The organism is Luteibacter aegosomatis, assembly GCF_023078455.1.
Lineage (GTDB): Bacteria > Pseudomonadota > Gammaproteobacteria > Xanthomonadales > Rhodanobacteraceae > Luteibacter > Luteibacter aegosomatis.
This window is the reverse complement of the sequence record NZ_CP095740.1, coordinates 1,112,559-1,124,892: the sequence shown is the minus strand read 5'-3', so window position 1 is coordinate 1,124,892 and position 12,334 is coordinate 1,112,559. Positions and strand designations below refer to the sequence as shown.

12 protein-coding genes and 1 riboswitch are annotated in these 12,334 nt (G+C 68.2%); of the genes, 3 read left to right on the top strand and 9 right to left on the bottom strand.

Annotation, left to right across the window (positions count from 1 at the left end; genetic code table 11):
- Nucleotides 1–50 precede the first annotated feature (50 nt).
- Nucleotides 51–308, bottom strand: coding sequence for a glutaredoxin family protein (locus L2Y94_RS05030; protein WP_247373496.1), 258 nt, complete (start codon nucleotides 306–308; stop codon nucleotides 51–53).
- Nucleotides 309–387: 79 nt separating this feature from the next.
- Here L2Y94_RS05030 and L2Y94_RS05025 point away from each other — a divergent pair, with 79 nt between their 5' ends.
- A complete protein-coding gene (locus L2Y94_RS05025; RefSeq protein ID WP_144916933.1) occupies nucleotides 388–1,770 on the top strand; it encodes an L-serine ammonia-lyase in 1,383 nt (460 codons plus the stop codon).
- A gap of 35 nt (nucleotides 1,771–1,805) precedes the next feature.
- Here L2Y94_RS05025 and L2Y94_RS05020 read toward each other — a convergent pair whose 3' ends face one another.
- Nucleotides 1,806–2,186, bottom strand: coding sequence for a hypothetical protein (locus tag L2Y94_RS05020; RefSeq protein WP_247373494.1), 381 nt, complete (start codon nucleotides 2,184–2,186; stop codon nucleotides 1,806–1,808).
- A gap of 160 nt (nucleotides 2,187–2,346) precedes the next feature.
- Here L2Y94_RS05020 and L2Y94_RS05015 point away from each other — a divergent pair, with 160 nt between their 5' ends.
- Complete coding sequence (locus L2Y94_RS05015) at nucleotides 2,347–4,011, top strand: APC family permease (protein WP_247373492.1); 1,665 nt, start codon at nucleotides 2,347–2,349, stop codon at nucleotides 4,009–4,011.
- Nucleotides 4,012–4,118: 107 nt separating this feature from the next.
- Here L2Y94_RS05015 and L2Y94_RS05010 read toward each other — a convergent pair whose 3' ends face one another.
- From L2Y94_RS05010 to metX, 3 genes are read right to left on the bottom strand one after another with little or no spacing between them, the layout of a single operon-like run.
- On the bottom strand, nucleotides 4,119–5,180 hold the full coding sequence (locus tag L2Y94_RS05010) for a homoserine dehydrogenase family protein (RefSeq protein ID WP_247373490.1): 1,062 nt from the start codon (nucleotides 5,178–5,180) through the stop codon (nucleotides 4,119–4,121).
- A complete protein-coding gene (gene metB / locus L2Y94_RS05005; RefSeq protein WP_247373488.1) occupies nucleotides 5,177–6,370 on the bottom strand; it encodes a cystathionine gamma-synthase in 1,194 nt (397 codons plus the stop codon). The genes L2Y94_RS05010 and metB overlap by 4 nt, the downstream gene beginning before the upstream one ends.
- Before the next feature lie 9 nt (nucleotides 6,371–6,379).
- On the bottom strand, nucleotides 6,380–7,408 hold the full coding sequence (gene metX / locus L2Y94_RS05000) for a homoserine O-succinyltransferase MetX (protein ID WP_247373487.1): 1,029 nt from the start codon (nucleotides 7,406–7,408) through the stop codon (nucleotides 6,380–6,382).
- Nucleotides 7,409–7,504: 96 nt separating this feature from the next.
- Nucleotides 7,505–7,618: riboswitch (SAM riboswitch) on the bottom strand.
- 196 nt (nucleotides 7,619–7,814) lie between these two features.
- On the opposite strand from metX, the gene L2Y94_RS04995 reads away from it, so the two are divergent.
- Nucleotides 7,815–8,816 (top strand): cysteine synthase A, encoded by a 1,002-nt coding sequence (locus tag L2Y94_RS04995; protein WP_247373485.1) that lies wholly within the window; start codon nucleotides 7,815–7,817, stop codon nucleotides 8,814–8,816.
- Between the two features lie 25 nt (nucleotides 8,817–8,841).
- Here L2Y94_RS04995 and L2Y94_RS04990 read toward each other — a convergent pair whose 3' ends face one another.
- The 4 genes from L2Y94_RS04990 to L2Y94_RS04975 are packed head-to-tail and all read right to left on the bottom strand — an operon-like array spanning nucleotide 8,842 to nucleotide 12,324.
- Nucleotides 8,842–9,429: a PqiC family protein gene (locus L2Y94_RS04990; protein ID WP_247373483.1), complete on the bottom strand. Its 588-nt coding sequence runs from the start codon at nucleotides 9,427–9,429 to the stop codon at nucleotides 8,842–8,844.
- Nucleotides 9,426–11,099, bottom strand: coding sequence for a PqiB family protein (locus L2Y94_RS04985; RefSeq protein ID WP_247373481.1), 1,674 nt, complete (start codon nucleotides 11,097–11,099; stop codon nucleotides 9,426–9,428). Before L2Y94_RS04985 ends, L2Y94_RS04990 begins: the two co-directional genes overlap by 4 nt.
- Nucleotides 11,096–11,716, bottom strand: a complete 621-nt coding sequence (locus L2Y94_RS04980) for a paraquat-inducible protein A (RefSeq protein ID WP_247373480.1) — start codon at nucleotides 11,714–11,716, stop codon at nucleotides 11,096–11,098. Before L2Y94_RS04980 ends, L2Y94_RS04985 begins: the two co-directional genes overlap by 4 nt.
- Nucleotides 11,713–12,324, bottom strand: coding sequence for a paraquat-inducible protein A (locus tag L2Y94_RS04975; RefSeq protein WP_247373478.1), 612 nt, complete (start codon nucleotides 12,322–12,324; stop codon nucleotides 11,713–11,715). Before L2Y94_RS04975 ends, L2Y94_RS04980 begins: the two co-directional genes overlap by 4 nt.
- Between the last annotated feature and the right edge of the window lie 10 nt (nucleotides 12,325–12,334).

The window sequence follows — 12,334 nt, the reverse complement described above, 5'->3', positions numbered from 1 at the left end:
GCCGTCCCGTCGCGGACAGGGTCCGCTCCCACCCTCCGGTAGCAACGCATCTACCGAAGGGTGGGAGCGGACCCTGTCCGCGATGGGGCGGCGAAAGACTTCACCGCACCGACGTCGAACGGCCAATCCAGCTCCACCCCGTCGCCGCGCCGCAATACCGGCACGCGAGCCCCGTATCGCGCTTCCAACGCCTCGTCGTCATCGATGAACACCGAGGAAAAATCCGGCAACCGCGCCACCGCCAGCACGTCCAGCGCCTGGTCGCAGAGGTGGCAGTCGTCGCGCTGGAAGAGCGTGAACGGGGTCATCCGGTGGCCTATGGGGTCGATGGGCGGCAGGGCGTAGAATAACCGGCTGTCCCCCCATCCCGTAGCCACCCAGGCAGCCATGGCAGTCAGCGTTTTCGACCTCTTCAAGATCGGCATCGGCCCGTCCTCGTCGCATACCGTGGGCCCGATGCGCGCCGGCGCGCGCTTCGCCGACCACTGGCTCGAGGAGAAAGGCGTGCTCGAGCGCGTGGCGCGCGTGCGCTGCGAACTGTTCGGTTCGCTCGCCATGACCGGCCGCGGCCACGGCACCGACAAGGCCGTGCTGCTCGGTTTCGAGGGCGAATGGCCCGATCGCGTCGACCCCGACGCCATCCCCGCAACGCTCGAGCGCATCCGCTCGACCAAGCGCATCCGCATCCTCGGCCGCCACGAGATCGCGTTCGACGAAAAATCCGACCTGGTCTTCAACAAGCGCCAGAAGCTGCCGTTCCACACCAACGGCATGCGTTTCTCGGCCTACGACGCCGACGGCAACGAACTGGCCACGCGCGACTACTACTCGGTGGGCGGCGGCTTCGTCGTCAATCCCGACGAAGCGGCGGAAGACCGCATCGTGGCCGACACCAGCGAGCAGCCGTATCCGTTTTCCACCGGCGACGAACTGCTGTCGCTGTGCAAGGAACACGGCTTGACCATCGCCCAGCTGATGATGCGCAACGAAAGCATCTGGCGTCCCGAAGAGGAGACCCGCGCGGGCCTGCTGACCATCTGGAAGGCCATGCAGGACTGCGTCGCGCGCGGCCTGCGCTCGCCGGGCACGCTGCCGGGCGGGCTCAAGGTCAATCGCCGCGCCCCGGCCATGGCCGCCGAACTTCGCGCCCAGCCCGAAGCCTCGCTGCGCGATCCGCTCACCATCCTCGACTGGGTGAATCTCTACGCCCTGGCCGTCAACGAGGAAAACGCCGCGGGCGGCCGCGTGGTCACGGCCCCCACCAACGGCGCCGCCGGCATCGTGCCGGCCGTACTGCACTACTACCGGCACTTCTGCCCGAGCGCGTCGGAAAACGGCGTGATCGAGTTCATGCTAACGGCCGCCGCCATCGGCATCCTCTACAAGGAAAACGCCTCCATCTCCGGCGCCGAGGTCGGCTGCCAGGGCGAGGTGGGCGTGGCCTGCTCGATGGCGGCCGGCGGCCTGGCCGCCGCGTTGGGCGGCACCGTCACCCAGGTGGAAAACGCCGCCGAGATCGGCATGGAACACAACCTCGGCCTCACCTGCGACCCGATCGGCGGCCTGGTGCAGATCCCCTGCATCGAGCGCAACGCCATGGGCGCCGTGAAGGCCATCAACGCCAGTCGCATGGCGCTCAAGAGCGACGGCAAGCACCACGTGTCGCTCGACAAGGTAATCGCCACCATGCGCGACACGGGACGCGACATGAAGGACAAGTACAAGGAAACCTCGCGGGGCGGGTTGGCCGTCAACGTGATCGAGTGCTGAGGCGCCTATCGCGGACCCTGTCCGCGATGCTCGGACTATCGAGCCGGGCAGATCCGGGGTAACCGGTCCACCGTCTCCACCCTCACCGGCTCATCCTGCCCCCACCAGTTCGCCACGGCGGAATAGCACACCCGGAGCTTGCCCTGCCGGGCGTCGAAGCGCTGCTTGCTCGTATAGGCGAAGCACGACACCGACGAAAGATGCCCCAGTTCACGCATCGTGATGGCGCAGCGCCGCACGGATTCCACGGGGTCTTCGCCCGGATGCAGCGTGAAGTAGAAACCCTTGGCGGTGCGGTCGTACGACTCCGAATCGATCGAACGGCCCTTGTCGCTCCATTGCTCCTCGGCTGCGGCGGTGCCGCATACCGAAATCGCAATGAACAACACGCCGCCGACGACCCACTTCGAACGCATCCGAACCCCTTGATCCTTACCGCGCCGTTCAGTGTATATCGACCGGCGGCCGGTTTGCGCAGGGGCCGCGCAGGCTGACAGCGGGGCCCCGGGCTGTCATCATCCGGCCCTTGTGCCGCACAGGTCCGGATGTCCCCGGGTCCTTCCGAACGGAGTGTCCATGTCCCATCACCATATCCGCCGCGACGTCGGCGCCTTCGCCCTGATGCTGACCGGCCTGGGCTCGATCATCGGCTCAGGCTGGCTGTTCGGCGCCTGGCACGCCGCCCAGCTCGCCGGCCCGGGCGCGGTCTACGCCTGGATCATCGGCGCCGTCATCATCCTGTTCATCGCCCTGACCTACGCCGAACTGGGCGCGATGTTTCCCGAATCCGGCGGCATGGTGCGCTACGGCCACTACTCCCACGGTTCGCTGGTCGGCTTCATCGCCGGCTGGGCCAACTGGATCGCCATCGTCTCGGTGATTCCCGTGGAAGCCGAGGCCTCGGTGCAGTACATGGCCTCCTGGCCCTGGGAGTGGGCCCAGTGGACCAAGGGCCTCTACATGGTGCCGCCCGGCGCCGACCACGGCGAACTCACCCACGCGGGCCTGGCCATCGCCGTGGTGCTGGTGATGGTCTACTTCTTCCTCAACTTCTGGAGCGTGAAGCTGTTCGCCAAGAGCAACACGGCGATCACCGTCTTCAAGCTCGTCGTGCCGGCGGCCACCGGCATCGCGCTGATCTACACCAGCTATAACCCAGGCAATTTCGATATCGGCGCCCACGGCGGCACGCACGCGATCGACATCTCCTCGATCCTCACCGCCGTGGCGATCTCGGGCATCGTCTTCAGTTTCAACGGCTTCCAGAGCCCCGTGAACCTCGCTGGCGAAGCCCGCAACCCGGGCCGCAGCGTGCCTTTCGCGGTCATCGGATCGATCCTGCTGGCCACCGTCGTCTACGTGCTGCTGCAGGTCGCCTTCATCGGCGCCGTGCCGCCCGAACAGCTCGGCAACGGCTGGGCGGGCCTGCAGTACGCCTCGCCCTTCGCCCAGCTCGCCACCGCGCTGATGATCAACTGGATGGCGATCCTGCTCTACGCCGACGCCTTCGTCAGCCCCAGCGGTACCGGCGCCACGTACACGGCCACCACCGCGCGCATGATCTACGCGATGGAGCGCAACGGCCAGTTGCCGAAGATCTTCGGCCACATCCATCCGCGCTTCGGCATCCCGCGCCCCGCGATGTGGCTCAACCTCGTGGTGAGCTTCATCTTCCTGTTCTTCTTCCGCGGCTGGGGCACGCTCGCGGCGGTGATCTCGGTGTCGACGATCATCTCCTACCTCACCGGCCCGGTGAGCGTGATGACGCTGCGCCGCACCGCCCCCGAACTGAAGCGTCCGCTGCGCATCCCCGGCCTGCCGGTGCTCGCCGCGCTGGCCTTCATCTTCGCCACCGAGCTGCTGTACTGGGCCAAGTGGCCGCTCACCGGCGAGATCATCCTGCTGATGGTCGTGGCGCTGCCGATCTACTTCTATTACACGGCCAAGAGCGGCTGGGACGACTTCGGCCGCCACCTGCGCGGTGCGTGGTGGCTCATCGTCTACCTGCCCGTGATCGCCCTGGTGTCGTGGGCCGGCAGCAAGACCTTCGGCGGCCACGACTACATCCCGTACGGCTACGACCTCGCCCTCGTGGCGGTGCTCGGCGCGATCTTCTACGTGTGGGGCATCCGCACGGGTTGGCGCACGCCGATGGTGGAGGCGGCGCGCTTCCATCACGAGGATGAACTGGATCTGCCGCCGAGTGCGGCTGAAGCGGAACGGGTTACCGGCCACCGTTGAGCGCTACGGCGCCTCCATCGCGGACAGGGTCCGCTCCCACCCTCCGGTAGGCGACCTCACTACCGGAGGGTGGGGCGGACCCTGTCCGCGATGGGAATATCGACCCGCTACAGGGCCAGCACGTCGCCCAACAACGCCTGCGCCGTGATCTCCGGCCCCGCCCCCGGCCCCTGGATCACCAACGGCGTCGAGTGATACCGCGTGGTGGTCAAGGCGAACTGGTTGTCGGTTCCCGACAGCCGCGACGCCGGATGCGAGGCGTCCACTTCCACCAGGCCCACCCGCGCGCGGCCGCGCTGGTTGAGCCGCGCGAGGTAACGCAGCACCTTGCCCTTCACGCGTGCCGCGTCGTGACGCGCGCGCAACGGCGCGTCCAGCTCCTTCACTCGGTCCAGGAAGGTCTTCGCATCCACCTCGCGCAAGGCCTCGGGCACGAGGCTCTCGATCTCCACCTCGTCGCTGCCCAGGGCGAAACCCGCGTTGCGCGCGATGATGAGCAGCTTGCGCGCCACGTCCTCGCCGGAGAGATCCGAGCGCGGATCGGGCTCGGTATACCCCAGGCGGCGCGCGTCGAGCAGAAGCTCGGAGAACGGCTTCGATCCGTCGTACTGGTTGAACAGCCACGACAGCGAACCGGAGAACACGCCTTCGAGAGTCAGCAGGCTATCGCCGCAGCGGCGCAACCGGCGCAGCGTGGAAAGCACGGGCAGGCCCGCGCCCACCGTGGCGGCATCGCCGTAGACGGCCCCGTTCGACGAGGCCGCCTGCAACGCGCGCCAGCCGGAGAGGTGGCCGCCCGCCAGCGCCTTGTTCGCGGTGACCACGTGATAGCCCGCGGCGAGCCATTCCGCATGACGCCCTGCCTCCTTCGCGCATGCGGTGGCGTCGATCACCACCTTGCGCGACGCGCCGCTGCCGTCGAGCGCGGCCAGCAGAGGCGCGTTGTCGCGCCCTTCGCGGTTGGCCGCAAGGCGGTTCGCGACCTCGCCCGGCACGAGGCCTTCGGCCTCGGCGTGCTGGCGTTTCGAATTGGCGGCGCCGACCAGGCGGATGTCGCGCGCGGCACCGCTGGACAGCAGGGTGAGCAAGGCACGACCGACCACGCCGGTACCCAGGAGCACCGCGGCGGTATGCGGCGGTGGCACGGTGTCGACGGCCAGCGCGTTCATGCGCCGACCTTGCGTTTGGAGGTGAGCGCGGCCACGGCGGCGGCCCGGGCCAGGGCGGCGTCGAGATCTTCGATCAGGTCGTCGCCGTCCTCGATGCCGACCGACAGGCGCAGCAGGTTGTCGGCGATACCGGCGACGCGACGCGCCTCCGGTGCCATCGCGGCATGCGTCATCGTCGCCGGGTGCGCGACGAGGCTCTCGACGCCACCCAGGGATTCGGCGAGCGAGAAATACCGCAATCCGTCGACGAAGGCTTCGATGGCATCTTCACCGCCGGCGATCTCGAAACTCAGCATCGCGCCGAAACCCTTCTGCTGACGCTGCGCGAGTTGATGGCCCGCGTGCGACGCCAGGCCCGGGTAGTAGATGCGTTCCACCGCGTCGTGGTTCGCGAGGCGATCGGCGATACGGCGCGCGTTTTCCTCGTGCGCGCGCAGGCGCACAGCGAGCGTGCGCACGCCACGCAACGTGAGGAAGCTGTCGAACGGCGAACCGGTCTGGCCGTTGCAGTTGCCCCACCACTTCAGCTGTTCGGCCACGGCAGGGTCGGCCGCGATGACGGCGCCACCCACCACGTCGCTATGGCCGTTGATGTACTTGGTGGTCGAGTGCACGACGACGTCGGCACCGAGCGTCAGCGGCTGCTGCAAGGCCGGCGAGAGGAAGGTGTTGTCCACCACCGCGAGCGCCCCGACGGCGTGGGCGGCCTGCGCCACGTGGCGCACGTCGGTGATGCGCAGCAGCGGATTCGACGGGGTTTCGATCCACACCAGCGCGGGCTTCGCGGCCAGCCCTTCGGCGAGAGCGGCCGGATCGGTGAAGTCGACGAAACGCACCTGGAAACGTCCCTTGCGTGCCCAGGCGTCGAGCAGTCGCCACGTGCCGCCGTAGCAGTCGTGGGCGGCGAGTACGAGGCCGCCCGCCGGCACCAGTTCAAGCGCGAGGGCCACCGCCGACATGCCCGTGTTGGTGACGACGGCACCGGCGCCTTCTTCCAGTTCGGTGAGCGCTTCGGCGAGCAGGTCGCGGGTGGGATTGCCGCTGCGCGAGTAGTCGTAGGCGCGCTTGCGGCCGAAGCCCTCGAAGGCGTAGTTCGTCGACAGGTGCAGCGGCGGCACCACGGCGCCGTGCTGCGTGTCGGATTCGATGCCGGCGCGAACGGCGCGGGTGCAAAGGCGGGAGTCGGTCATGGCGTGTTCTTATCGACAGTCGTTGAGGGCGCGGCGGAGCACGGGGGCGATCTGCGCGGTTTCTTTCAGGAAGGCGTCGTGTCCGTACGGTGACTCCACGACTTCGAGGGTGGCGGTGTTGCCGAGACGGCGTTGCAGTTCGCACAGGTCGGCCAACGGCACGAGACGGTCGGAGGGAAAACCCACCAGCGTCGCCGGCACGCCGATGCTTTCGGGCGATACGTCGTGCAGGTCGATCGATTCGGAGAGCGCGAGGAAGCGCTGCGCATCGAAGCGTTCGACGAAGCGGCGGCCTGCATGTTCCAGGTAATCCTCCACGGGAAAGTGGAAGCGGCCTTCGCGCAGTTCGGGACCCGCGGCGAAGCGTCGGGAAAATTCCTCGCTGCCGCGGTAAGTGGTCATGGCGAGCTGCCGCGCCAGCGCGAGCGCCTCGTCGGTACGCCCCGATTCGAGGCCCAGCCGCACGATGCCGCGCTGCACGGAACGCTGCGCGGTGGACAGCGGATGCGGACGATGCGCGCCGGCCAGCAGCACCAGCGACTTCAGCTTGTCGCCATGGTTGGCGGCGAAGGCGAGGCCGGTCATCGCACCGTACGACGAACCCACGAAGGCATGCGCACGACCGATGCCCAGCTCGTCCACCAGCGCGGCGATCGCGGCAGCCTGGTCTTCGCTCGACACGGACGGCACGTCGCCGAGATCGGTCGGCAACAGCCAGTCGATGCAGAGCACGCGATACTGTGCAAGGTCGATCGCCGCGCCCTCGCACACCAGTTCGTGCCACCAGCCCGCGTTGCGTTCGCGTCCGGCACACACGTCGCGGTCGGCGGAGATGCCGCCCTGCACGATCACGGTCGGTGCATTCGGCGCGCCGCACCAGAGGTAACGCACGTCGACGTCGACGGCATCGCTGCCGTACTTCGGCGTGAAGGAGACGCGGCGCGTGCCGCGCTGCTCGGTGAGGTCGGATGCGCAACGCGGTGCCGCGACGGCGGTCGCTTCGGGGAAGGAGATCACGGTGACGGGCTCGGCTGGCATATCGGGCGATTCCTGCGATGGAGGGTCGAGCCCTGCGGGGAACCGTCACACGGATTGCCGACGATGCGAGTACGCGAATGCGTGCCCGTAACGGACATCCCATCTATCGGCTGGCGTGCTGGCACGCCCCGCAGGAGTTGGCACCGTCGCGGAAATCCGCAGGTTGCCCCGGCTTCAAAGGGCCTGTCCCTCAGCCGGTCTCGATGAGTGGAACCGACGATACGCCTGGATATGGGGCGTGTCAACAGACGTTTAGACGTCCAGACGCCCATCCGTCATTCCCGCGCCCTCGGGAATCCAGCGCGTCGAGCGGAGTTTTCGCGACGACGCTCCCACGCGATACCGGCGTCCGGGGTGCCGGATTCCCGCGTGCGCGGGAATGACGGCGAGGGTTTACCATCCTCCCATGACCACCCACCCCACCTTCGCCGCCGGCATCGGCAACACGCCCCTCCTGCGCCTGCGCCACGCCTCCGAGGCCACCGGCTGCGAGATCCTCGCCAAGGCCGAGTTCCTGAACCCCGGCGGCTCGGTGAAGGACCGCACGGCGCTGGGACTGCTCGACGATGCGGAGCGCCGCGGCCTGATCCGGCCCGGCGGAACCATCGTCGAGGGCACGGCGGGCAACACCGGCATCGGCCTGGCGCTCCTGGGGGCCAGCCGCGGCTATCGCACCGTCATCGTGATGCCGGAGACCCAGAGCCGCGAAAAGATCGATGCCCTGAGGGTCACGGGCGCCGAGGTCCGGCTGGTGCCCGCCGCGCCGTTCAAGGATCCGAAGCACTACGTGCACGTAGCCCGGGCACTGGCCGAGGAACGCGGCGCATGGTTCGCCAACCAGTTCGACAACACCGCCAACCGCGACTGGCACGAGGCCCACACGGGCCCGGAGATCTGGGAGCAGACCGGCGGCCGGGTGGACGGCTTCGTCTGCGCGGCGGGCACCGGCGGCACGCTGGCCGGCGTCGGCCGGGCCCTGAAGGCCCGCCGACCGGACATCCGCATCGCCCTGGCCGACCCGGCCGGATCGGCGTTGGCCGCCTTCGTCAACACCGGCGAGTTGGTGGCGGAGGGCACCTCGATCAGCGAGGGCATCGGCAGCAGCCGGATCACGGCGAATTTCGACGGCGCGCCCGTGGACCGGGCCTGGTCGATCCCCGACGACGAGTCGGTGCCGTTGCTGCACGACCTGCTCCATCGCGAGGGCTACTGCGTGGGCGGTTCCAGCGGGGTGAACCTGGCCGGGGCGATCCGGCTGGCCCGGGAACTGGGGCCGGGGCATACCGTCGTCACCGTGCTCTGCGACGGCGGCATGCGGTATCAGGCGAAGATGTTCAATCCTGCATTTCTTCGCGGCAAGGGGATCCCGGTGCCGGGGTGGCTCGACCGGGCGTTTCCGCAAGAGTGAATCGCGGACAGGGTCCGCGATCGGCTTACCGACAGGCCGGGGACTGCCCGGCCGCGACCGAACGCACCGCCCCGGCGATCCCGTCGGCCAGTTGGCCCACGGCCTGCTGGTGCGCCGCCACCAGGCTGTCGTAATTCCCCCCGGCCGGTTGGGTCACGTGGGAGGCGCAGTCGGCCGAGGCTTTCGCCCCACGCACCGACCAGGCCGCTTCCAGCGTGGCGTTGCCGCCCAACTCCGAATCGAAGCGCCGCACGTCCACCTGCACGCGCACGACCTGGGTGTCCTTGCCCAGGGGCAGTCCATGCACGTCGTGCGTGCCCAGGCGAGCGGAAAGATCGGCCGCCAGCGCGCCGCGGATCTCGTCGCCGAGCGACGAGGCCCAGCGCTCGCCGTCCATGACCGACACCCCACTGGCTCCGTGGCGCAGCACCAAGGCAGGCTGATCGACCTGCGGCGGCACGTTGACCGGCTGCACGTCGATCACGAAAGCCGCCGAGGCGATGGCCGGGGATGTCGCCGGGGGCACCAGCGTATGGAAGTGGGTCGGCGCCGACGAACAGCCGGCGAGCGCCAGCAGGGCGGCGGACCCGGTGAGGCGGAGGATGGTGTTCATGGCTGTACTTCCTTGCCCTGCTTGGAGGTCGAGGGAACCGGCGCGGGCGCGTCGGCGCCGCGGCCACGCAGCAGCGCCTCGGGGTGGCGGCCGAGATAGTCGGTGAACGCCCGCACCGAACGCACCGTGCGTTGCAGTTCCTCGAGGGTGTTGGTGATGTTCTGCCGCAGCGGCGAGTTCTCCGACAGGGCGTCGTTGGCCGTGCCCATGGTGGCGTTCACGCCCTGGAGGGTCTTCTTCGCCTCGGGCAGCAGATCGGTGTTGACCTGCTTCAGCGTGCCGTTGAGTTCCTTCAGGCTGCCGTCGAGGTTCTTGCCGATGGAGTCGAAGGGAATCTTCTCCACCTTGTCGACGATGCTGGATATCTGCTCCTGCAGGTGGTCGAAATCGCCCGCCACGGTCGGTATCTCCACCGGCTTGGCGTTGGGATCGAAGGCCACCTTCGGCGCCTTCGGATCGAAGTCGAGCGCGATGTAGAGCTGTCCCGTGAGCAGGTTGCCGCTGCGCGCCTGCGCACGCAGGCCGTGCGCCACGAGGCCCTGGGTGATCTTCGGGAACGCGCTGTCCTCGTCGCCACCCGCCGCCTTCAAGAGCTTCTCGTGCGCCTTGCCCAGGCGTTGCGGATAGATCACGGCGCCGACGATCACCGGGAACTTCTTGGTCTGCGGATCGTAGTCGAGGGTGACCGACACCACATGCCCCACCTTCATCCCGAGCAGCTCCACCGGCGCGTCGACGTTGAGGCCGCGCAGCGAATGCTCGAAGCGCATGCGGATGTAGTGCGGCGCGCCGTCGGGCGGCGCGAGCGCCGTGGCCTGGTCGTTGAACAGGGTGAAGGCGGTCATTTCCGGCGCCGGACTCTCGTCGTGCGGCCCGCGGGGATCCTGGAAGGCGACGCCGCCGGCGATCACCGTCGCCAGCGACTGGGTGTTCATCTTCAGGCCGTCGGCGCCCAGCGACACGTCCACGCCGCTGGCGTTCCAGAAGCGCGTGTCCTTCGACACGAATCGGTCGTTGGGGCCGTCGACGAACAGCTGCAGGGAAACGCCCTTGCCGTCCTTGTCCAGTTCGTACGACACGATGCGGCCCACCTGGATGCGGCGGTAATAGACGGGCGAACCGATGTCGAGCGAGCCGAGGTCGTCGGCATGCAGCGTGAAGCGCCGGCCGGGTGCGCCGTGGGTGACGGCGGGCGGCGTTTCCAGGCCCGTGAAATCGGTCTGTTCCTCGTCCGAATCGCCGGCGTCGGCACCGATGAAGGCACCCGACAGCAAGGTATCGATGCCCGACACGCCACCGGCCCCGACGCGCGGACGGACGACCCAGTAGCGTGTGCCCTTGGTGGCGAAGGCGCTGGCGTCCTTGTTGAGGTCGATCGCCACCGAGACGTGGCTGCGATCCCTGGACAGGCGCATGTTGGTGACCTTGCCGATCACCACGTTCTTGTATTTCACCTGCGTCTTGCCCACCTCGATGCCTTCGGCGGTGAGGAAGGTGACGCCGATGTGCGGCCCGGCCGAGCGGATGTGGCTGACCAGCAGCGAGACGCCCACCAGCGCCGCCACGATCGGCACCAGCCAGATCAGCGACAGGCCGAGCTTCGAGCGGCGCACTTCGGGCCGCGGCAGCTCGCCGTCGTCCTGCGGGTTCCCCTGTTTGGTGTCGCTCATCGAGATTTCCTTTTGTCCCAGATCAGCCTGGGGTCGAAACTCATGGCCGCCAGCATCGTGAATACGACGACCATGCCGAAATACACCACGCCGGGCAGCGGCTCGACGCGGGACAGCACCTTGAAATGGACCAGCGCGGAGAGGATCGCGACGACGAAGACGTCGAGCATCGACCAGTAGCCCACCAGCTCCACGAACCGATAGAGCTTCGCGCGCCGACGCGCGCCCCATTCGCTCGCCCGCTGCACCGACACCAGCAGGTAGCCCAGGATGAGGAATTTGAGCACGGGCACCACGATGCTCGCCGTGAAGACGATGACGGCCAGGTCGGGGGATCCGGCCCGCCACAGCTCCACGATGCCGCTCAGGATCGTGTTGTCGTCCTTGTCGAACAGGCTCTGCGTTCGCATGATCGGAAACGCGTTGGCCGGGATGTAGAAAATGGCCGCCGTGATCAGCAGCGCCCACGACCGCGCCAGGCTCGCATGCTTGCGCACGTGCAAGGGGCTGTGGCAACGCGGGCAGCGCGCCTTGGGATCGTCGGTGTAGGCCGTGACCAGGCGGCACACGTGGCAACCCATCATGCCCAGTTCACGCGCCCTTGGCAGTTCGCTCACGTACGGATCTCCCGGGTCACGTCCCATAGGTTGCGCGGATCGTGGCTGGCGAACACCGTGACCAGCACGGTGAGCACGCCGAACGCCCAGATGCCGGGCCCGGGCACCACGTCGAAATACGTATGCGCCTTCACCACCGATACCAGCACGCCGAGCATGAAGACCTCGATCATGCTCCAGGGCTTGACCCGTACCAGCGCGGACATGGCCTGGCGGAATCCCGGCGCCCGCAGCCCGGAGCGGGCGAACCACAGCACCCAGCCATGCATGAGGATCTGCGCCAGGGGGAAGAAGAACAGGGTGAGCGCCGTGAGCACGGCCACGATCTGCGCGCCGTCGTTCCACATGGCGATGACGGCTCCCCAGAGCGTCGTGTCGGCCGTCATGCCGGAAAGGCTCAGGCTGACGATGGGCGAGACGTTGGCGATCACGAAGACGATGAGCCCGGTGAGTACCAGGGCGAACTGCGCGTCCACGCCGAGCCACTGGTGGCGCTCCAGCACGGCATCGCAGACGGCGCACCGGGCGACCTCGCCACGGGCGAGGGGCTGCCGCCGGTACACGGTATCGCAGTGTTCGCAGACGATCAGGGAGGGAGCCTTGTCCATGCGTTCCGGC

Bases quoted from the DNA above. Each gene is read 5' to 3' on its own strand.
- L2Y94_RS05015 (WP_247373492.1), top strand. From the start codon at position 2,347: ATGTCCCATCACCATATCCGCCGCGACGTCGGCGCCTTCGCCCTGATG.
- L2Y94_RS05030 (WP_247373496.1), bottom strand. From the start codon at position 308: ATGACCCCGTTCACGCTCTTCCAGCGCGACGACTGCCACCTCTGCGAC.
- L2Y94_RS05020 (WP_247373494.1), bottom strand. From the start codon at position 2,186: ATGCGTTCGAAGTGGGTCGTCGGCGGCGTGTTGTTCATTGCGATTTCG.
- L2Y94_RS05025 (WP_144916933.1), top strand. From the start codon at position 388: ATGGCAGTCAGCGTTTTCGACCTCTTCAAGATCGGCATCGGCCCGTCC.
- metB (WP_247373488.1), bottom strand. From the start codon at position 6,370: ATGACCGACTCCCGCCTTTGCACCCGCGCCGTTCGCGCCGGCATCGAA.
- L2Y94_RS05010 (WP_247373490.1), bottom strand. From the start codon at position 5,180: ATGAACGCGCTGGCCGTCGACACCGTGCCACCGCCGCATACCGCCGCG.
- L2Y94_RS04985 (WP_247373481.1), bottom strand. From the start codon at position 11,099: ATGAGCGACACCAAACAGGGGAACCCGCAGGACGACGGCGAGCTGCCG.
- L2Y94_RS04975 (WP_247373478.1), bottom strand. From the start codon at position 12,324: ATGGACAAGGCTCCCTCCCTGATCGTCTGCGAACACTGCGATACCGTG.
- L2Y94_RS04995 (WP_247373485.1), top strand. From the start codon at position 7,815: ATGACCACCCACCCCACCTTCGCCGCCGGCATCGGCAACACGCCCCTC.
- metX (WP_247373487.1), bottom strand. From the start codon at position 7,408: ATGCCAGCCGAGCCCGTCACCGTGATCTCCTTCCCCGAAGCGACCGCC.
- L2Y94_RS04990 (WP_247373483.1), bottom strand. From the start codon at position 9,429: ATGAACACCATCCTCCGCCTCACCGGGTCCGCCGCCCTGCTGGCGCTC.